The following is a 19,655-nucleotide window of genomic DNA, read 5'->3' on the forward strand; positions in this document are numbered from 1 at the left end:
CCTGTAGAACGGAGGGCCTGATGCGGCATTTCCTGAACCTGTCGGACGCCGGCGGCGATGCCGTCGCGGCGATGCTGGCCGACGCGATCGACCGCAAGGCGGCGCGCGCGGGCTGGCCCACGGGCCGGCCCGACGCCGACAAGCCGCTCGCGGACCATGTTCTGGCGATGGTGTTCGAGAAGAGTTCGACCCGCACCCGCGTCTCGTTCGACATGGCGATGCGTCAACTAGGCGGCAGCGCGATGATCCTCGACGCGGGAGCCACCCAGCTCGGCCGCGGCGAGACCATCGCCGATACGGCGCGGGTCCTGTCGCGCTATGTCGACGCGATCATGATCCGAACCGACGATCATGCGAAGATCGAGGAACTGGCCGCGCATGCCAGCGTGCCGGTGATCAACGGTCTGACCGACCTGTCGCATCCGTGCCAGATCGTCGCCGACCTGCTGACGCTGGTCGAAAGCGGCAAGGCGCTGCCGGGGCTCGAACTCGCGTGGCTCGGCGATGGAAATAACGTGCTCGCCTCGCTGATCGAGGCGGCGGGGCTGTTCGGCTTCAACGTCCGCGCGGGATGCCCGCAGGGCTACGACCCCGACCCGGCCTTCGTCGAAGCGGCACGCGCGAAGGGTGCGCGGATCGACGTCGTGCGCGACGCGCGCGAGGCGGCGGCGGGCGCCGACGTCGTCGTCACCGATACCTGGGTGTCGATGGGGCAGGACCATGCGCTGGGCAAGCTCGCGGCGATGGCGCCGTTCCAGGTCGACGAGCGGCTGATGGGCGCGGCGAAAGGCGATGCGCTCTTCCTCCACTGCCTGCCCGCGCATCGCGGCGAGGAGGTCGTCGACGCGGTGATCGACGGATCGCAGTCGCGCGTTTGGGATGAGGCTGAAAACCGCGTTCACGCGCAGAAATCCGTCCTCCTTTGGGCGCTGGAAAAGCTGTGAGCGACACCGTCGAGACCTGGTTCGACCAGCCGCTGCTCTTCACCATCGCCGAACGCCATGTCCGCGGACGGCTGGTGCGGCTGGGGCCGGCGCTGCGCACGATCGTCGCGGCGCATAGCTATCCGCCGGTTGCGGAAAAGCTGCTGGCCGAAGCGCTTGTCCTCACCGTGCTGCTCGGCTCGACGCTCAAGGACGAAAAGGGCCAACTCACGCTGCAGGCGCAGACCGGCGGCGGGCCGGTCGAACTGCTCGTCTGCGACTATCGCGGCGGCGAGCTTCGCGGCTATCTGAAGTTCGACGCCGAACGGCTCGCCGAGATCGGTCCCGAGCCGACGCTGTTCGCCCTGTTCGGCGAGGGGTTCCTCGCGATCACCTTCGATCAGGCGACGACGGGCGAGCGCTATCAGGGAATCGTCCCGCTCGAAGGGGCGTCGATCGGCGACGCCGCCGAACATTATTTCGAGCAGTCCGAGCAGATTTCGAGTCTGATCAGGCTCGCGGCGCGTCACGATGCCGAAGCGGGCTGCGTCGCCGGGGGCCTGCTGCTCCAGCATCTGCCGGAGGGCGAGGTCGGCCGCGACCGGCTGCACGTCCGCCACGACCTTCCCGAATGGGAGCATGCGCGGACGATCGCGGAAACGCTGAAGCCCGAGGAACTGACCGACCCCGCGACCTCGCTCGAAACGCTCGCATGGCGCCTGTTCCACGAGGATGAGGTGCGCATCGAGCCGGGTGTCGCCATATCGCGCGGCTGCCGGTGCAGCACCGGCTATTTTGCCGGCGTGCTCGCGCAATTTCCCGAAAGCGAACGCCGCGAAATGGCGGACGAGCAGGGGCTGATCCAGGTCGATTGCGCCTTTTGCTCGCGCGTCTTCCCCATTCCGCTCGGCGAGATCGGCGCGCGGGACTGAGCGCCCTCCGGGCGGTTTTCTCCATCGGCGAAGCGAGGTTATCGAGGGCCGGGCGGTTGAAAGGCCGCGGCTGGATTGCTATCTCCTTGCGAACGGGGTCGCACTCTCGCCCGGTTGTGGGTGGCCAGGTGGATAGGTGGATATGGCGATCTTCTCTCCTTTTTTTCGATGGATTTTGGCGGGCGCGACGCTGGTGCTGGCAAGCACCGCGGCGGTTCCGGCGCAGGGGCCGTCGCTTGCGATGCTCGACCGGCTCGAAAAGGGCCGCTGGCAGCTCAGCGAACGCGGCAAGACCGACGTTATGCAGTCGATGTGCCTCGGCGACGCGCGGCGGATGATCCAGATTTATCACCCGCGCAGCGGCTGCTCGCGCTATGTGATCGAGGACAAGCCGGATTCGGTGACGGTGCATTATACCTGCCCCGGCGCCGGGCACGGCCGCACGACGATTCGTTCGGAAACCAACCGGCTGGTGCAGATCGACACGCAGGGGATCGCGAACGGCAAGCCCTTCTCGCAGGCGATCGAAGCGCGCCGCGTCGGGGCGTGCACCGGCGGCTGATCCCCCCACCGTAACGCGAAATTAACCATCCCGCGCTATCGGGGGACGAATGACGCACCGATGTGTGTCCTTCTCCCTACGGCTTCATGCCGAACTGGGCCGCCGGCCTCGCCGCGCGGCCCATTTTCTTGGTGCGGTGCAGCACGCGCCCTTGCACGCTTGGCTGCCGAGGCGTATCGGGCGCCGATGCACGACATGCACGGAAAAACGGTCATCGTCCTCCTGTCGGGCGGGCTCGACTCGATGGTCTGCGCCGGCCTCGCGCGCGAGGCGGGGGCGCGGATCGTCGCGCTGACGGTCGATTACAACCAGCGCCACCGCGTCGAACTCGAATCGGCCGCGCGCATCGCCGACCATGTCGCCGCGGCCGAGCATATCGTGCTCCCGCTCGACCTTCGCCGCTTCGGCGGCTCGGCGCTGACCGCCGACATCGACGTCCCGAAGGACGGCCCGATCGGCGAAGCGAGCGACGTTCCGGTCACCTATGTGCCCGCGCGCAACCTGATCTTCCTGTCGCTCACGCTCGGCCTCGCCGAGGCGCGGCGCGCACAGGACATCGTGATCGGGGTCAATGCGCTCGACTATTCGGGCTATCCCGATTGCCGCCCCGAATTCATCGCGGGTTTCGAGGCGCTCGCGCGCCTCGCGACGCGTGACGGCGACAAGGGCGTCGATTTCCATATCCACGCCCCGCTCCAGCACATGACCAAGGCCGACATCGCCGCCGAGGCCGCGCGGCTGGGCATGGACGCCGGGATGAGCTGGTCGTGCTACGACCCGACGCCTGAAGGGCTGCACTGTGGCCATTGCGATAGCTGCCGGCTGCGCAGCAAGGGCTTCGCCGACGCCGGGCTGGCCGACCCGACGCGCTACGCCTGAATCATGGCCTACGCCGTCAAAGAGATTTTCCTGACCCTGCAGGGGGAGGGCGCGCAGGCGGGCCGCCGCGCGGTCTTTTGCCGCTTTACCGGCTGCAATCTGTGGACGGGGCGCGAGGCTGACCGCGCGAAGGCGGTCTGCCGCTTCTGCGACACCGATTTCGTCGGCACCGACGGGACGTTCGGCGGCAAATATGCCGATGCGGCGGCGCTCGCCAATCGCATTGCCGGGGCATGGGGCGCGGGGAGCGATGACCGTTACGTCGTGCTGACGGGCGGCGAGCCGATGCTCCAGGTCGACGACGCGCTGATCGCGGCGCTCCACGAGCGCGGTTTCACCATCGCCATCGAGACCAACGGCACGCTCGCGGTGCCGCGCAGTATCGACTGGATCTGCGTCAGTCCCAAGGCGGGCAGCGAACTCGTTCAGACGAGCGGCGATGAATTGAAGCTCGTCTGGCCGCAGCCGGGCAGCGATGTGGAGCGCTTCGCGACGCTCGATTTCGCGCATCATCTGGTCCAGCCGCTCGACGACCCGAACGCGGCCGCCAATGTTCGCGCCTGCATCGATCTGGTGATGGCCGACCCGCGCTGGCGCCTGTCGCTCCAGACGCACAAGAGCCTGGGGTTGCGTTAAGCTTTATTCGGTCGAAGCTTTGGGGGCGGGGGCCGTGGTCACCGCCTTCTTGGCTGCCGGGGCGGCGACGGCGTCGGGATTTTCCGTTTCGCCCGCATCATCCGTTGCAGCGTCGTCGGCCGTGTCCTCATCCTTCTTCTCGGTCTTCTTGGCGCTGCCATCGTCGGGCACGCTGTTGTCGACCGCTGTGCCGTCGACGCTCGAATCGTCGAGAATGATCATCGAATCGCTGATCGTGCCCGGCTGCACCTCGACCGCGTCGAGCTTGGTCGTCGACGAGCCGCCCGAATCGCCGCCTCCGCAGGCCGCGAGCGACAGGAGGAGGGCGGAGGACAGGAGAAGACGGATCATGCGCCCCTCCTAATCGCTCGGCGAAAGCTTGTCGAGAAAGGCGGGAAGGGCCGCCGCCAGCGCGCCATCGACCTCGGCGAAACCCGCCTGCTTCCCCAATGCGGCGAGGCTGGTCACAGGGAATTCGGCGATCCCGCACGGCACGATCCCGCCGAAATGAGTGAGGTCGGGCGCGATGTTGAGCGAGAAGCCGTGCAGCGTCACCCAGCGCCGTACGCGCACGCCGATCGCGCCGATCTTCGCCTCGCGGCCCTGCGGGTCGTCGGTCCAGATGCCGATGCGCCCCTCGGCCCGCCGCGCCGCGACGCCGAGCGCGGCGAGGGCATCGATCACCCAGCCTTCGAGCGCCGAGACATAGGCGCGGACGTCGCGGCCGCGATGGCTGAGGTCGAGCTGGACATAGCCGACGCGCTGACCGGGGCCGTGATAGGTATAGCGTCCGCCGCGCCCGGCGTCGTAGACGGGAAAACGCGGGTCGAGCAGCTCGGCGGGATCGGCGCTCGTCCCCGCGGTATAGAGCGGCGGATGCTCGATCAGCCAGATGCGCTCGCCGGCCTCGCCCGCGTGAATGGCGGCGGCGCGCGCCTCCATGTCGGCCAGCGCGGCGGGATAATCGGTGAGGCCGGGCGAAACGCTCCATTCGGGGGACGGCAGGCGGGACATCGCGCGCCTCCTGCCCGCCTCGGCGGCCGAGCGCAAGGGGGAGCGCCTAAATCGTTAACAAGGCTGGACAAGGGGGAGGCGGGGCGTCAGTCTCCACGAACGAGGGGCCTGACAAAGACAGGATATTGATGCCGAAATTCGACATGGGCGCAGCCTGGGAGGACAGCATGGTCCTTCTGCGATCATACAGCGGCCTGACCTGGGCGATCGCCGCCGTATTCCTTTTCCTGCCGACGCTGGCAGTGAGCTGGTTCGGGCCGACGCCGATCGAACCCGCGACGGGAGCGACCTTTGACCAGATCATGGCGGCGGCGCGGGCGAACCTGCGCCAGGCAATCCCCTATCAATTGCTGGTCGCGCTCATCTCCGCGATCGGCGGGGTCGGCATCCTGCGCCTGTGGCTGTCTCGAACGGGGGTGAGCGTCGGCGAAGCGCTCATGTTCGCGGTCAAAATGGCGCCAACGGTGATCGCGGTGCAGTTGATCATGTTCGCCGCGCTCCTGTTTGTCGTGCTGGTGCTGCTCGCGCCGGGTATCGCTGCGGGGGGCGGTTCCGTGGCCATCCTGCTGCTGATCCTCGGTTTGCTGATTTTCGCGGCACTGGCAGCCTATTTCTGGGGGCGGTTGTCGACGATCTCTGCGGTGATCGCCGATCGGGCGGTTCACAATCCGTTCGTGGCGATTCGCGAGGCCTGGACGCTGACGAAGGGCAATGGCTGGCGGATTTTCCTGTTCCTGTTTCTGGTCATGCTGGTGGTTCTGATCATCGCCGCGATTTTGGGCGGCATCGTGGCCGCCGTCGCCGGAACGGGCAGCGGTGCGGGGCGCATCCTGATCGGGCTGGTCGAGGGCGGTGTGGCCGCAGTCAGCGGCATGGTCACGCTGGCGATCGTGGCCGCGATCTATCGCCAGCTCGCGATGCGCAATTCGGGTGAGGTCTTCAGCTGATAGAGGCCGGTCCTATGCAGCCTTTCCGTAGGGGAAGGAAAAGATCGCTCGCGACCGCGCGGTGATATAAGAGGGTCGCATTCAATCCAACGACAAGAGGGACGCGCAAGGTTCAACAAACAGGGGGAACATCATGGTCAAGATGAGTATCGGTGCGGCCTTTTCGGAGACGTTCGCGTTTCTGAAGGCCAATTGGACGCAGATGCTGATGTGGATCGGGGGCGCGATCATCGTGCTCGGGATTCTCGGCTATCTCATGCTCGGCTCGACATTCGCCGCGATGGCGATGGCGGCGAACGATCCGTCGGCGATGATGGGTGCGATGAGCCGGCTTTTCCTTTTTGCGATCCTTGCCGCCGTCATTCTCTATGCCGTCGGCATGCTGATCTGGCGCGGGGGATTGCATCCGGGCGAAACGCCGAACTTCGGCTGGGCCTTTCAGGCCGGCCCGGCCTTTGCGCTCGGGATGATGGTGGTGATGATCGCGGCCTATATCCTGGTCATCATCGTTTCGTTGATTTTCGCGCTGATCTTCGGCGCGGCGCTCGGTGGGGCGGGGGCTTTCTCGCCGGGAGCGTTGCAGTCGGGCGCGATCAGCGGCGGCGCGCTCTTCATCCTCGTCATCTATTATATCGCGGTGCTCGTCTTCTTCCTTTGGCTGCAGAGCCGGCTTTCGGTGGCGGGCCCGGTGATGGCGCAGCGGCTGACGCGCAACCCGATCACCGGAATCACCGAATCCTGGAAGCTGACCGGTGCATCGCAATGGCTGATCGTCGGCTTCTACCTCCTCCTCACGATCCTGATCGTCGTCTATGCTTTCGTCGCCGGCCTGATCTTCGGCGGAATCATGGGAGCGCTCGCGGGCGGTTCGGGGTTCGCCGCGATGTTGTCGATGATCGTGATGGGGCTGATCGTCTATCTGCCCATGGTGATGGTGTCGCTGTCGGCGCCCGTCGGCATCTATCGCGCGATTTCGCCGGGAACCTCGGGCGACGTTTTCGCCTGACGCAAGCCGGGAAATGAGATCAGAGGGGCGCTCCGGTGACGGGGCGCCCCTTTTTCGTCAGGCCCATTTGGCGAGTGGCGGCAGGCTCATGAGGATCGCGTCGATATTGCCGCCGGTTTTGAGCCCGAACAGCGTGCCGCGGTCGTACACGAGGTTGAACTCGGCGTAGCGGCCGCGCCAGACGAGCTGTTCCTCGCGCTCGGCCTCGGTGAAGGGCAGGGCCATGCGCCGCCGGACGATCTGCGGGAAAATATCGAGAAACGCCTCGCCGACAGCTTGCGTGAAAGCGAAGTTGCGATCGAACTCGGCGTCGTCGCCGCATTCGAGATGGTCGTAGAAGATGCCCCCGACCCCGCGGTGGACGCCGCGGTGCGGGATGAAGAAATAATCGTCGGCCCATTTGGCGTAGCGCTCGTAGACATCGGGGCCATAGGGCGCGCATGCGGCGCGAAAGCGGGCATGGAAGGCGTCGGTGTCCTCGGCATAGGGAATCGGCGGATTGAGGTCGGCGCCGCCGCCGAACCAGCGCTTCGTCGTGACGAGGAAGCGCGTGTTCATATGCACCGCGGGGACGTGCGGGTTCGCCATATGCGCGACGAGGCTGATGCCAGTGGCGAAGAAGCGCGGGTCCTCGTTCGCGCCGTTGATCGACGCCGCGAAGTCGGGCGCGAATTCGCCGCCGACGGTCGAGACATTGACTCCGACCTTTTCGAAGACCTGCCCGGTCATCACCCCGCGCACGCCGCCGCCGCCCTCGCCGGGCGTGATTCCCTCGGCCTCGCGGTCCCACGGCGTATAGGCGAAGCGCGCGTCGCTGCCCGCTTCGGCCTCGATCGCCTCGAACTCGGCGCAGATGCGGTCACGCAGCGTTTCGAACCAGCTGCGCGCCGCCTGTTGCTGGGGATCGAGCGAAATCATGCCGCAAAGCCTTTCGTTTGCCGGAGTGCCTCGGCGAGCGCGATGCCAGCCGCGACCGCGACATTCAAGGAGCGAAAGCCCGGCTGCATGGGAATCGCGATCCGCGCGGCCGCTGCATCGTGCACATGGGCCGGCACGCCCGAGGATTCGGCGCCAAGCAACAGTAGATCACCCGGCGCGAAGGCGAAAGCGGGCAGGGGAGTCGCGCCCGCGGTGGTCAGCAGCACGATCCGTTTGCCGGCACCCGCCGCCCAGCCGCCGAACGCCGCCCAATCGGCGTGGCGTCGGAGGTCGGCGCGCGCGGCATAATCCATCCCGGCGCGCCGCAAGGCCGCATCGGAAAAGGGGAAGCCGCACGGCTCGATGATATGCGCGGGCACGCCGAAACAGGCGGCGGTGCGCAGCGTCGTGCCGACGTTCCCGGCGATGTCGGGCTGAAACAGGGCGATTTCCATGCCGCCGCCATAGCTGTCGCGGGCACGCGAATCGAGCCTGATCGCTGTCGCTGCCGCTGCGCGAGGCCCGAGGGGAAATTGCCTGTTGGCAAGCCCCGGATGTGCGGCTATCAGGCCCGCAATTCCCGGAGGGGCCGCCGGGATGCGCCGCGTCCTGCGCGCGCAAACAGGGCGACCCGGCATCCGCGCGAATTTGTCAGTTCAGCCATGCAAGGGCAATCGAATGGCCAGTGAAACCAATCTCAACGCCGGCATCGAAGATGGCGTGCGGCGCCGGGATTTCATCAATATCGCCGCAGTCAGCTTCGCCGGAGTCGGCGCCGCCGCGGTGGTCCTCCCCCTGGTCAACCAGATGAACCCGTCGGCCGACGTGCTCGCGCTGTCGTCGACCGAAATCGATATTTCGGCGATCCAGTCGGGACAGGCGATCAAGACGAGCTGGCGCAAGCAGCCGGTGTTCGTGCGTAACCTGACCCCCGTCGAGATCGCGGAAGCGAACAAGGTGCCGCTCGGCGACCTGCGCGACCCGCAGACGCTGGCCGAGCGCACCAAGACCGGCAAGGAAAACTGGCTGATCACCCTCGGCGTCTGCACCCACCTCGGCTGCGTGCCGCTCGGTGCCGCCGAAGGCGAGCCGCGCGGCGATTTCGGCGGCTATTTCTGCCCGTGCCACGGGTCGCACTACGACACCGCGGCGCGCATTCGCAAAGGCCCGGCACCCAAGAATCTGGCCGTGCCGCCCTATGACTTCACCAGCGACACTGTCGTGACGATCGGCTGAGGAGCGAGATAAGATGAGCTTTCCCTGGGCCAAGAATTACGAACCCCAGCAACCGCTGATGAAGTGGCTGGACGAGAAGCTGCCGCTGCCGCGCCTCGTCTACAATGCGGTCGGCGCCGGCTATCCGGTGCCGCGCAACCTCAACTATTTCTGGAACTTCGGCGTTCTCGCCGGGGCCGCGCTGGCGATTCAGATCATCACCGGCATCGTGCTGGCGATGCATTATGCCGCCAATGCGGGCGTCGCCTTCGATTCGGTCGAGCACATCATGCGCGACGTGAACGCCGGCTGGCTCATCCGCTACGCGCACATGAACGGCGCGAGCATGTTCTTCATCGTCGTCTATCTCCACATCTTCCGCGGCCTTTACTACGGATCGTACAAGGCGCCGCGCGAGATGGTGTGGCTGCTCGGCGTGGTGATCTTCCTCCTGATGATGGCGACCGCCTTCATGGGCTATGTCCTTCCCTGGGGTCAGATGAGCTTCTGGGGCGCGCAGGTCATCACCGGCTTCTTCTCGGCGATACCCGTCGTCGGCGAGCCGATCCGCGTGTGGCTGCTCGGCGGCTTCGCGCCTGATGACGCCGCGCTCAACCGCTTCTTCTCGCTGCACTATCTGCTGCCCTTCGTGATCGCGGGCGTCGTGATCCTGCACATCTGGGCGCTGCATATTCCGGGTTCGAGCAACCCGACCGGCATCGAGGTGAAGGACGAACAGGACACCGTCCCGTTTCATCCCTATTACACCGCGAAGGACGGCTTCGGGCTCGGCGTCTTCCTGCTGCTGTTCGTCGCGCTGACCTTCTTCAGCCCGAACCTGCTCGGCCACGCCGACAACTATATCCCGGCGAACCCGCTTTCGACGCCGGCGCATATCGTCCCCGAATGGTATTTCTGGCCCTTCTACGCGATCCTGCGCGCCTTCACCTTCAACTTCCTGTGGATCGACGCGAAGCTGTGGGGCGTCATCGCGATGTTCGCCTCGATCGCGCTGCTGTTCTTCCTGCCGTGGCTCGACAGCTCGCCGGTCAAGTCGTCGACCTATCGGCCGCTCTATCGCAAATTCTTCTGGGTGCTCGTCGTCGACGTGCTCATCCTCGGATATTGCGGCAAAAGCCCGGCGGAGCAGCCCTATGTGATCATGAGCCAGCTCGCCGCCGCCTACTATTTCGCCCACTTCCTGATCATTCTGCCGATCGTGTCGCGGATCGAACGCCCGGCCCCGATGCCGAATTCGATCACCGAGGCGGTTCTCGCGAAGCATGCCGACACGTCGTCGGCGTCGGCAACGGCCTGAGCGCCGGACTTTAATAGGAGCTGATACAGCCATGGTTCGTCCGCTCGGATTTCTCGTTGGCCTGGGGTTCATCATCGCGCTGCTGTGCGCGATCGTCACCACGCCGCTGACGAATGAGCCCCAAGCCGCTCACGAGTTCCACAAGCATCCGCGCCACCTCGCCCTGTCGAGCGACGGCCTGTTCCCGCACTGGGATAAGGCCAAGCTGCAGCGCGGGATGCAGGTGTACAAGGAAGTCTGCTCGGCCTGCCACAGCCTGAATCACGTCGCCTTCCGCGATATCCAGGATCTCGGCTATACCGAAGGCCAGGCGAAGAGCTTCGCCAAGGGCTTCCAGGTGCCGTCGATCAACCCCGACACGGGTGAGCCGGCGACGCGTGACGGCCTGCCGTCGGATCACTTCCCGGCACCCTATGCCAACGAAGTCGCGGCGCGCGCGGCGAACAACAATGCGCTGCCGCCCGACCTGTCGCTGATCACCAAGGCGCGCGAAGGCGGCAAGGACTATGTCTATTCGCTGCTGACCGGCTTCCAGAACCCGCCGAAGAACCTGCCCAAGGAGCTTCAGCCGGCGACGGGGCTGCACTACAATCCCTATTTCGCCAACCTCAACCTCGCGATGGCGCCGCCGCTCTCCGACGGCCAGGTGACCTTTGCCGACGGTTCGCCGAACGACGTGAAGGCGATGGCGAGCGACGTTTCGGCCTTCCTGGTGTGGACTGCCGAGCCCAAGCTGGTGAAGCGCGTCTGGACCGGCTGGGCGGTGTTCCTCTACCTGCTCATCTTCACCGGCCTGACCTATATGGCGTACCGGAACATCTGGGCCGACAAGGAACATTGAGGGACGGGGAAGGGCGCTCGTCGCCGATGATCGCCCTTCCGCCCCGACCCGATCTCGACCTCGCGGCGCTGGTCCGCACCATCCCCGACTTTCCGAAGCCAGGGATTTTGTTTCGCGACATCACCACGCTGATCGGCGACGCCGCCGGCTTTTCGGAAAGCGTGCGCCGTCTCTGCGACCGTGCCGCAGCCCATCGTCCCGACCTGATCGTCGCGGTCGAGGCGCGCGGTTTCCTGTTCGGCGCCGCGATGGCGACCGCGATGGGGCTCGGCCTCGTTCCGGTGCGCAAGGCGGGCAAGCTCCCCGGCGTGACGATCGGCGTCGATTACGAGCTCGAATATGGCACCGATCGCCTGGAGCTTCACGAGGGCGCGGTGGTCGCCGGGCATCGCGTCGTGCTGGTCGACGACCTGCTCGCAACGGGCGGCACGATCCTCGCCGCGGCGCAGTTGATGCGCAACGTCGGGGCCGACGTCGCCGCAGCCATGTTCGTCATCGACCTTCCCGATCTTGGCGGGTCCGAACGGCTGGCAGCGGCCGGCTTTGCGTGCGAGACGCTGATCGCCTTCGACGGGGATTAGCAGGACTGCGCGCTTTGGGGTGGGGAGCTGCCATCCAAGCTCGTCATGCTGAACTTGTTTCAGCATCCATGGCCAGGTCTCTCCTTCGGCGCCGCGCCAAATTCGAGGGCAGGCCATGGACCCTGAAACAAGTTCAGGGTGACGAGGAATTCAATGTCTTGTTCCGGTCGAAAGCCGCGCTCGCCGCCCAAAGAAAAAGCCCGCGCCGAAGCGCGGGCTATCGCCCCCTTGGCAAGCAGGTGGGATCAGAAGGGCAGCCAGCTCTGTTTCTTGCGGAACTTCATATAGCCGACATTGGCGCCGAGGCGGGCACCGACGCCGACGCGGATCGGGATCAGCACGATATCGCCGCTGCGCATGTAGGAAGCGTTGAAGCCGCCGATCAGATAGGCGGCGCCTTCGCCGGCGGGGAAGCGCTTGTAGAGATCCTCGCTGTCGAAGAGATTATAGACGAGGATGAAGGTGTTGCCCGCATTGGCGCCCGCGTCGAAACCGATCGAGGGACCGGTCCAATAGGCCGGGCGTTCGCCCTCGATCTTGTGATAGAGCGTGCCCGAACCGTAACGTACGCCGATGCCGAGCGCGCCGCTCGCTTCGCGGCCGACGATATAGGCATTGGGCTCGCCCTGCTTCTTCAGGATATCCTCGATCAGGCCCGCCAGGCCCTGCGCGCCCTTGCCGAACACGCCCTCTGCAGCGCCGATCAGGTCGTCCTCCTTGTAGGTCTCGCCCGGGTTGGCGATCGTCGCCGCAGTCTGCGGATCGGTGGCGGCGGTGGTCGCGGTCGTCGTGTCGGCAGGGTCGGACACGCCGTTGATCTGTTCATCGCCGGTGGCAAGGTCGCTGTCGAACGAAGGGTCGGTCGATGGCTCGGTCGTCGTCACCGGCGGGGGTGTCGGCTGGGGGTTGTCGAGATCCGAATCGATCACCGTATTGGGATCGACCTCGGTCATCTGGGCCGCTGCGGGCAGGGGCGACAGGGCGATCCCGATGGTCGCGATTCCCATCGTGGCGAATTTGGCAAAGATAGAACGCATTTCATTCCCCCAAGGGCTGGACTACGGCGCGTATCGCCGCCGCGACCCCTCGTTAATCATGACTCTCTTTGCGGAACGGGCAATGAACCGGCGATGACCCGAGTCGATTTTACGCTGGATCGAATCGCATTCGCCGCCAAACGCCGCGGGTGCAGGAGAAAAAGGGCAATATTGGGCGTTGCGGCCCGGTGCCGGGCTGGCTATAGCGCCCGCCGAGGCCAAAACTGCCGTTAGCGCGGCAGCCATGCGGAGACGTGGGTGAGTGGCTGAAACCAACGGTTTGCTAAACCGTCGTACTGGTAAATCCGGTACCGAGGGTTCGAATCCCTCCGTCTCCGCCACCCATCTGAAATCCTCATCTATGAAGGGATTGGGCGACATCGCCGGCCCACGGCGATCAGGCGCGGGGCTGCGGCTGGAGGCGGGCGGAATCGATATGCCAGCGGAGTTGGTCGGCGGTCGCGCCATCGACATCGTTGACGCGGCGCAGAATATACTCGCCGCGAAAGCGCTGCGGCGCGCCGGAGTCGAGCGTGGCTTCGACCGTCACAGGAACGGTCAGGTAAATCGATCCAGCGGCGCCCTCGGCGTCGCCCGCCGCGCCGATCGTCACGCGCGTCGTTCGCGTATGGGCGAATCCCGCCCGGAATGTCTCTTGCGTCTGGTTCGGCGGACCATCGCCGCCCCACTGCCGCCACGCGGTGTCATAGTCCTTGGCATCGAGCGCCGCATAATAGCGCTTCACCACATCGATCGCCGCCGCCTTGCTCTTCGGATCCGGCCGGCAATCGGCGGGGGGCGCGTCGTCCTCGTCCAGCAACGCGCAGCTTCGGGCGATTTCGTCCTCGATCATCGCGCAACTGTTGGCGGCATTGCATGGCGGATGCGTTGCGGGCGACAGCGTGCGGCAGAGATCGGCGCGGCGACCGGCCGCTTGCTTGCCGATCTCCGCGGCGCAGGAGCGCGGCTCCGCAGAGGATGCGGTGGAACTCGCGTCCGCTTCGGGTGCGGATGAGGCCGCTTCCCCGGATGCTGCCGTTTCGACCGTCGAAAGCGGCATGTCGGCGTCCATTTGACCCGCGGCGCCGGTCTGTTGATCGCATCCCGCGACCGTCAGCGCCAACGGAGAGAGCAAGCTCGCGAAGATCCCATATCGCTGTTTCATGGCGCCCTAACGCGCTTCCGCGGTGCTCGTTCCCCTCGCGACACCAAGCAGCTATTGCTAATCAATCGCAATGTTGCAAGAGGGACGGATGAACGGGGCTCCGGTCAAATCGCGGAACGCCATCGCGGCGCGGACGCTCGCAGCGGTGCCGCTCAACTATGGCGTCACGACCGCGCTGACCATGCTGCTCGCGCGGCTTTTGCCCGGCGGGCCCTTGCAGAGCGCCATCGGCGCGACGACGCTATCCTTCGCCCTCTTTGCCGGACTGGCCATGACAGCGTTCGCGGTCCGGTCGGTCGCGAAGCTGTGGCTGGGTCTGGTCGCCGTCGGACTGCTCGCGGGAACCGCCGACGGGCTGCTGATCGCCTGGGGAGGGCGGTTGTGAAGGCTGGTTTCTGACAATCGATGGCGTGGCTGCACACCTGGACGGGGCTGCTGCTCGGCTGGCTTTTGTTCGCGATCTTCGTCACCGGGACAACGGCCTATTTTCAGGAGGAAATCACCCGCTGGATGACCCCCGAGGTCCGCAGCGCGCCCGCCGGCAGCGCGCCCGCCGGCAGCGCGACCAGCTTTGCGGCGGCGGCGGGCTGGCTGCAGCGGACGGCCCCCGACGCGAGCGAATGGTCGATCACCTCGGCGGGCAAGCGCGCGCTCGGGCTTCAGCTCTATTGGGTCAACGGCCCCGATGCGCCGGTCGACGCGCCAACAGAGGCGCGGCTCGACGATCGCGGACAGGCGGTGGAGGCGCGTGAAACGCTGGGCGGCTGGTTTCTCTATCGCTTCCACTACGACCTTCATTACATCAACTGGTACTGGGCGCGCTGGCTGGTCGGCGTCGCGGCGATGGCGATGCTGGTCGCGATCCTGAGCGGGATCGTCACGCACAAGAAGATCCTCGCCGACTTTTTCCTGCTGCGTTTCGGCAAGGGGCAGCGAAGCTGGCTAGATGTCCACAACGCCTCGAGCGTGCTGTTCCTGCCCTTCATCCTGATGATCACCTACACGGGGCTCGTCAGCCTCGCGACGCACTATATGCCGTGGGGCATCGCGGCCAATTATGCGGACGAGGGCAAATTCTACGACGCCGCCTTTCCTTATCCGATGCCGGCCGAACGCGTCGGGAAGGCGCCGCTGACCGCGATCGGGCCGCTCGTCGGCCGCGCCGAAGCGGCGTGGGGTCTCGCCGCCGGCGGCGTACGCGTCCTCAATCCCGGCGATCGCGCGGCGCGCGTCATCGTATCGAGCGCGCTCGACGCCAGCATGGCGGCGCGGCCGCGCTCGCTGATTTTCGACGGGGTGACGGGCGAGTTGCTCCACGCGCACAATCCCTCGGGCGCCGCGACAAGCACCGAAAGCACGATGATCGGCCTGCACGCCGGGCGTTTCGCGCAGCCGTTGCTGCGGCTGCTCTATTTCCTGTCGGGGATCGCGGGCTGCGTCATGGTCGCTTCGGGGCTGATCCTGTGGACGGTCAAGCGGCGCGCGCGGCTTCCCGATCCCGACCGGCCGTACCTCGGTTTTCGGCTCGTCGAAAAACTGAATATCGCCGCGATCGCCGGCTTGCCGTTCGGGATCGCCTGTTATTTCCTCGCCAATCGCCTGCTGCCGATCGGCATCGCAAGTCGCAGCGACTGGGAAATCCACTCGCTGTTCATCGCATGGGGTGCGATCGCGGTCTGGGCGCTGTCGCGGCCTGCGAAGCGCGGCTGGCGCGAAAGTCTCGCCGCCGCGGCGCTGGCCTTCGCCGCCGTGCCGATCGTCAACGCGTTCACCACCGATCGGTCGCTGATCGCCAGTATCGCTGCAGGCGACGCCGTCTTTGCCGGGTTCGACCTTGCGATGCTGGTGCTCGCGGGCGGTTTTGGCTGGGCCGCGATGCGGGTCGGCCAGGGGGACGGCCGAAAGAGCGGCAGCCGGAAGGGCGTCGCATCCGCCCCGCCGGGTGCGGAGGCCGCATGATCCATTTCCTCCTTTTCCTTCTCTGCTCGCTCGGCTTCGCGCTGCTGTGCCTCGCCCGCGACCGGCATCAGCGCGACCTGCTGGGGCGCAAGCTGGCGCCGCCGCAGGCGGCGATGCTGCGCAGGGGGGGATGGGGCTGCCTGCTGCTCGCCTATGCCGCCGCGGGCATCGCGCTCGGCTGGGGCTATGGGACAATCGAATGGCTGGGCCAGCTCAGCGCGGGTGCGCTCTTGACCGTCCTCATTCTCGCCAGCCGCTCGGAGACCCGCGCCTCGCGCCGTTGATCGGGCGTGCGCCTCGCCACGGTCATTGGAGATAACTTGCATTTGCTATTGCGACACATTCTTATTAACTGCCTCTCGCCAAGCGACCCAGGGGGAAAGACGTGTCGAAATCCATATTCCGCTGCCTGATTGCGACGACGGCTATCGCGCTCGTCGTCCCGCTGTCCGTGTCAGCCGACGAAGCGGACGATCAGGCCCAACGCGAGGGCCGCGAAATCGTGGTGACCGGGGAGCGGCTCGAACAGATACCCGAAGCCGGCAAATCCGACGTGCCGCTGATCGAAACCCCGCAGGCGATTTCGATCATCACCGCCGAGGATTTGAAGACACGGGGCGTGACCCGGCTCGCCGAGGCGTTGCGCGGCGTGGCGGGCGTGTCGCGCAGCAGCACCTATGGCTATTATGACGCCTATCAGATCCGCGGCTTCGACGCGGCCTATGGCAGCGTTTATCTGGACGGGCTCGTCAGCCTGAACGTCGCGGGCACCAATAACGAGCTGGCGGGGCTCGAGCAGGTCGAGGTGGTCAAGGGGCCGGCGTCGATGCTGTTCGGCTCGGCCCCGCTGGGCGGCATCATCAACCTAGTGAGCAAGCGCCCGAAAGCCGAAGCCTTCGCCGATGCGACGATTGCCACGGGCTCCTATGGCTTGATCGAGGCCAGCCTCGACGCCAACGGCCCGCTGACCGGCGACGGCGCGTTGCTCGGGCGCCTCAATCTGCTGGTCCGCGACAGCGGCGATTTCGTCGATTTCGCGTCCAAGAACCGCATCTATATTGCGCCGTCGCTGACATGGAACATCGGCCCGGCGACGCATCTGACGCTGCTCGGGCGTTACGAACGCAACCATGACCGGCCGTGGTCGCCGGTCTCGGCCTGGGGCACGGTGCTGCCCTGGGCGCACGGCGAACTCCCGATCGATTTCACGATCAACAATGACGACGTCGATCATGCGATCCACAACCAGCGTTACATCCACGCCGGCTATGTCCTCGACCATAGCTTCTCGCACGCGCTCTCGTTCAATCAGACGCTGCGTTATACCGACCGGCGCATTTTCTGGAATAATTGGAACTTCTGGGCGGGCTTCGTCGATAATGAGATCGTCGACGGCGTCCAGCAGGGCCACATCGCCGGCCGCTATATCTATGGTCCCTTCTATGAAACCGACAAGGATATCGCGGTCGACAGCCGCTTTACGCTGAAGTTCGCGACCGGACCCGTGCGCCACAATATCATGGCGGGGCTCGACTACCGCGGCAGCAAGAGCAGCTACCACGAAGATGGCGGCAATTACGACCCCGCCGCCAATCCGCTCGATCTGCTCGACCCCGATTTCGACGCGCCGTTGATCCATGATCCGGCGGCAGCCTATTCGGGCGGCGGCACGGCGCGGCAAACGGGCCTTTATCTGCAGGATCATCTCAGCTTCGGGGACGCGGCGACGCTGACGCTGGGCGGCCGCTACGACTGGGCGAGCAGCGACGGCCAGAAGGATGAGAAGTTCAGCCCGCGGGTCGGCGCGACCGTCGCCATCGCGGCCGGCGCCGCGCTCTATGCCAGCTGGTCACGCAGCTTCGTGCCGCAACCCGGCTATTTCACGGTGGCGGGCGAGGCGCTGCCGCCCGAAACCGGGCGCAATGTCGAGGCGGGGATCAAGGTCCAGTCGGCCAACGCGCGGCTTAGCGGCATGATCTCGATCTTTGAACTGACGCGCCAGAACGTCGCGACCGAGGATCCGGCGAATCCCTTTTTCTATGTGACCACGGGTGAACAGCGCAGCCGGGGCATCGAGATCGAGGGCACATGGCATCCGGTTCCCGGCGCGACGCTTGCTGTCGCTTATGCCTATCTCGATGCCAAGATCACCAAGGACAATCTGCTTCCGGTCGGCGCGCGGTTGCAGAATGTGCCCCGCCACGGGCTCAATCTGTTCGGCGAATATGTCGTGCCGTCGGGTCCGCTCGCCGATCTCGGCATCAACGCGGCGTTTCAGTACAACAGCAGCAAGGTCGGCGCGAATTTCCCCGAAGACCTCGATTTCGATGGCGATTTCGATGCCCTGTCGCTTTTCACCCTGCCATCCTATGCGATCTTCGACGCGGGGGTGTCGTACCGCTATCGCGACTGGACGCTCCGGCTGAACGTCAACAATCTGTTCGACAAACGCTATTATCCCGACAGTTGCTGCGTCGATCGGGTCACGCCCGGCGAGCCGCGGAGCTGGCGGCTGACGCTGGGGCGGCATTTTTAGAAGGTTCGTACCGGGCCCGATCGACGCGCGCGGTCACAGATCGATCGTGATCCGGATGCGGTCGGTCGATATGCCGGCCGCCGCCGCGATCTGCGTTTTCGCGTGCGTGACCGCGCTCTGCAACGTCTCTCGCGGCTCGATCCCCAAAAGGCCGCTGCTTTGCACGCCCAGCAGCTTTGCCAAGGCTTCGATGCGCCCGGCCTTGGGCCGCGCCTTGTCCTGCTCCCACGCCGAAATCGACGGCTCGCTGACCCCGAGCTCGGTCGCGACCTGCAGCTGGGTCAATCCCTTGGCGAGGCGCAGGCGCTGCAATCGAAGGCCGAAGCTTTCGAGCGCCGCGGCCTCTTCGTCGGCTTCGGCCGGTGCGTCGGGCGTGGCTACGCTCCGCAGGCTGGCGGCGCTGAGCGTCGCGGTCGAGACCGGCGTGTCGAATCGGCAACCATAGATCGACCCGCTCGCCCAGACCACGCTGACCGAAGTCGCGCCCGCATGCGGCAGCGCGATTTCAATCCCGTCGCCGGGTTTCAAGTCCACGTCGGATTCGATCAGCAAGCCGGTCGCCGATATATTGTGGACAAGTGCCTTGATCCCCGAGCCGCTGGTTTTCGAGCCCTTGAGCAAGAGTCGCAGCTTGCGCCGCTCGCTCGAACGCGATTGGCCCGCTCGCGCCGCCTCTTCGATAAATGCCGTTACTGCCATCCGCCGGACAATTGCGGTCGTGGGTTAACGCTTGGTTAGCGCAAGCAGCCTTTTGGCGGCCGGTGGGACGGATGGTGTCGAGCATGAGGCGGGTCGTCTTCAGGACGGTGGGCGGCACGCGTGCCCAACCGAGTCCGGAGCCTCGCCGCGACTCGACAACTTAGCTTTTTCTTATGTTCCCTTATCGGCAAACATTATCTCGAAGACCCGAAAAAAATTGGGTCGGCAACCCGCTGCCGGGAATGGGCTTCGGACCGCCCTTCCAGTGGAAGGGTTTGAAGTTGAATAAATATAACTGTATAATAATATTAGATTAAATCTCGTATCTTGTACCCGGAAGGGCAAGCGAGCCCGTCCCGATTCGCCTTTCCAAGCGGAAAGAACTGGCATTAGCGCTGATCCGAAATGGAACGCCGCCGGTCGGGGCGCACGATTCGGACTCGACAAACATTCAATTAAAGTTAGTTATTTCCTAACCGCTCTCGTA

At 65.5% G+C, this 19,655-nt stretch carries 22 protein-coding genes and 1 tRNA gene; 16 read left to right on the plus strand and 7 right to left on the minus strand.

Translation table 11 applies throughout. The features are described from left to right. Window positions 1–17 precede the first annotated feature (17 nt). The 5 genes from argF to queE all read left to right on the plus strand — a co-directional run bounded on the left by argF (window position 18) and on the right by queE (window position 3,932). Window positions 18–944 (plus strand): ornithine carbamoyltransferase, encoded by a 927-nt coding sequence (gene argF, locus ACOTSS_RS07105; RefSeq protein ID WP_448691303.1) that lies wholly within the window; start codon window positions 18–20, stop codon window positions 942–944. Then, the gene (gene hslO, locus ACOTSS_RS07110; protein WP_448690799.1) at window positions 941–1,855 is read left to right on the plus strand and encodes an Hsp33 family molecular chaperone HslO; all 915 of its coding nucleotides are present in this window, start codon (window positions 941–943) and stop codon (window positions 1,853–1,855) included. The genes argF and hslO overlap by 4 nt, the downstream gene beginning before the upstream one ends. Before the next feature lie 142 nt (window positions 1,856–1,997). After that, window positions 1,998–2,417 (plus strand): DUF3617 domain-containing protein, encoded by a 420-nt coding sequence (locus tag ACOTSS_RS07115; RefSeq protein ID WP_448690800.1) that lies wholly within the window; start codon window positions 1,998–2,000, stop codon window positions 2,415–2,417. Window positions 2,418–2,603: 186 nt separating this feature from the next. Beyond that, window positions 2,604–3,296: a 7-cyano-7-deazaguanine synthase QueC gene (gene queC / locus ACOTSS_RS07120; RefSeq protein ID WP_448690801.1), complete on the plus strand. Its 693-nt coding sequence runs from the start codon at window positions 2,604–2,606 to the stop codon at window positions 3,294–3,296. Window positions 3,297–3,299: 3 nt separating this feature from the next. Continuing rightward, window positions 3,300–3,932, plus strand: coding sequence for a 7-carboxy-7-deazaguanine synthase (gene queE, locus ACOTSS_RS07125; RefSeq protein ID WP_448690802.1), 633 nt, complete (start codon window positions 3,300–3,302; stop codon window positions 3,930–3,932). A gap of 3 nt (window positions 3,933–3,935) precedes the next feature. Here queE and ACOTSS_RS07130 read toward each other — a convergent pair whose 3' ends face one another. Together ACOTSS_RS07130 and lipB are read right to left on the minus strand one after the other, a co-directional pair. Next, on the minus strand, window positions 3,936–4,283 hold the full coding sequence (locus ACOTSS_RS07130) for a hypothetical protein (protein WP_448690803.1): 348 nt from the start codon (window positions 4,281–4,283) through the stop codon (window positions 3,936–3,938). Between the two features lie 9 nt (window positions 4,284–4,292). Then, window positions 4,293–4,946, minus strand: a complete 654-nt coding sequence (lipB, locus tag ACOTSS_RS07135) for a lipoyl(octanoyl) transferase LipB (RefSeq protein ID WP_448690804.1) — start codon at window positions 4,944–4,946, stop codon at window positions 4,293–4,295. A 128-nt stretch (window positions 4,947–5,074) separates the two neighbouring features. Between lipB and ACOTSS_RS07140 the strand changes: the two genes are divergently transcribed. After that, window positions 5,075–5,893: a hypothetical protein gene (locus ACOTSS_RS07140; protein ID WP_448690805.1), complete on the plus strand. Its 819-nt coding sequence runs from the start codon at window positions 5,075–5,077 to the stop codon at window positions 5,891–5,893. 133 nt (window positions 5,894–6,026) lie between these two features. Continuing rightward, window positions 6,027–6,899, plus strand: coding sequence for a hypothetical protein (locus ACOTSS_RS07145; RefSeq protein WP_448690806.1), 873 nt, complete (start codon window positions 6,027–6,029; stop codon window positions 6,897–6,899). Window positions 6,900–6,956: 57 nt separating this feature from the next. Here the strand turns inward: ACOTSS_RS07145 and hemF are convergent, their stop codons facing one another. Then, window positions 6,957–7,817: an oxygen-dependent coproporphyrinogen oxidase gene (gene hemF, locus ACOTSS_RS07150; RefSeq protein WP_448690807.1), complete on the minus strand. Its 861-nt coding sequence runs from the start codon at window positions 7,815–7,817 to the stop codon at window positions 6,957–6,959. Continuing rightward, window positions 7,814–8,272: a tRNA (cytidine(34)-2'-O)-methyltransferase gene (locus ACOTSS_RS07155; RefSeq protein ID WP_448690808.1), complete on the minus strand. Its 459-nt coding sequence runs from the start codon at window positions 8,270–8,272 to the stop codon at window positions 7,814–7,816. The genes hemF and ACOTSS_RS07155 overlap by 4 nt, the downstream gene beginning before the upstream one ends. Before the next feature lie 223 nt (window positions 8,273–8,495). Here ACOTSS_RS07155 and petA point away from each other — a divergent pair, with 223 nt between their 5' ends. The 4 genes from petA to ACOTSS_RS07175 are packed head-to-tail and all read left to right on the plus strand — an operon-like array spanning window position 8,496 to window position 11,772. Beyond that, complete coding sequence (petA, locus tag ACOTSS_RS07160; RefSeq protein WP_448690809.1) at window positions 8,496–9,053, plus strand: ubiquinol-cytochrome c reductase iron-sulfur subunit; 558 nt, start codon at window positions 8,496–8,498, stop codon at window positions 9,051–9,053. Window positions 9,054–9,066: 13 nt separating this feature from the next. After that, a complete protein-coding gene (locus ACOTSS_RS07165) occupies window positions 9,067–10,350 on the plus strand; it encodes a cytochrome b (protein WP_448690810.1) in 1,284 nt (427 codons plus the stop codon). Between the two features lie 31 nt (window positions 10,351–10,381). Then, a complete protein-coding gene (locus tag ACOTSS_RS07170; protein ID WP_448690811.1) occupies window positions 10,382–11,191 on the plus strand; it encodes a cytochrome c1 in 810 nt (269 codons plus the stop codon). A gap of 26 nt (window positions 11,192–11,217) precedes the next feature. Continuing rightward, window positions 11,218–11,772 (plus strand): adenine phosphoribosyltransferase, encoded by a 555-nt coding sequence (locus ACOTSS_RS07175; protein ID WP_448690812.1) that lies wholly within the window; start codon window positions 11,218–11,220, stop codon window positions 11,770–11,772. A 245-nt stretch (window positions 11,773–12,017) separates the two neighbouring features. Here the strand turns inward: ACOTSS_RS07175 and ACOTSS_RS07180 are convergent, their stop codons facing one another. After that, on the minus strand, window positions 12,018–12,779 hold the full coding sequence (locus ACOTSS_RS07180) for a DUF1134 domain-containing protein (RefSeq protein ID WP_448690813.1): 762 nt from the start codon (window positions 12,777–12,779) through the stop codon (window positions 12,018–12,020). Between the two features lie 278 nt (window positions 12,780–13,057). On the opposite strand from ACOTSS_RS07180, the gene ACOTSS_RS07185 reads away from it, so the two are divergent. Next, window positions 13,058–13,150: transfer RNA gene (locus tag ACOTSS_RS07185), tRNA-Ser, on the plus strand. Between the two features lie 56 nt (window positions 13,151–13,206). Here ACOTSS_RS07185 and ACOTSS_RS07190 read toward each other — a convergent pair. After that, entirely contained in the window at window positions 13,207–13,932 is a 726-nt protein-coding gene (locus ACOTSS_RS07190) for a hypothetical protein (protein WP_448690814.1), read from the minus strand. A 130-nt stretch (window positions 13,933–14,062) separates the two neighbouring features. Between ACOTSS_RS07190 and ACOTSS_RS07195 the strand changes: the two genes are divergently transcribed. The 4 genes from ACOTSS_RS07195 (at window position 14,063) to ACOTSS_RS07210 (ending at window position 18,469) form a co-directional block, all read left to right on the plus strand. After that, complete coding sequence (locus ACOTSS_RS07195) at window positions 14,063–14,359, plus strand: hypothetical protein (protein ID WP_448690815.1); 297 nt, start codon at window positions 14,063–14,065, stop codon at window positions 14,357–14,359. A gap of 20 nt (window positions 14,360–14,379) precedes the next feature. Further along, complete coding sequence (locus ACOTSS_RS07200; protein WP_448690816.1) at window positions 14,380–15,933, plus strand: PepSY-associated TM helix domain-containing protein; 1,554 nt, start codon at window positions 14,380–14,382, stop codon at window positions 15,931–15,933. Further along, window positions 15,930–16,217, plus strand: a complete 288-nt coding sequence (locus ACOTSS_RS07205) for a DUF3325 domain-containing protein (RefSeq protein WP_448690817.1) — start codon at window positions 15,930–15,932, stop codon at window positions 16,215–16,217. The genes ACOTSS_RS07200 and ACOTSS_RS07205 overlap by 4 nt, the downstream gene beginning before the upstream one ends. 101 nt (window positions 16,218–16,318) lie before the next feature. Then, complete coding sequence (locus ACOTSS_RS07210; RefSeq protein ID WP_448690818.1) at window positions 16,319–18,469, plus strand: TonB-dependent siderophore receptor; 2,151 nt, start codon at window positions 16,319–16,321, stop codon at window positions 18,467–18,469. Between the two features lie 33 nt (window positions 18,470–18,502). Here the strand turns inward: ACOTSS_RS07210 and ACOTSS_RS07215 are convergent, their stop codons facing one another. After that, a complete protein-coding gene (locus tag ACOTSS_RS07215) occupies window positions 18,503–19,168 on the minus strand; it encodes a helix-turn-helix domain-containing protein (protein WP_448690819.1) in 666 nt (221 codons plus the stop codon). Between the last annotated feature and the right edge of the window lie 487 nt (window positions 19,169–19,655).

Source organism: Sphingopyxis sp. NJF-3 (assembly GCF_053514865.1).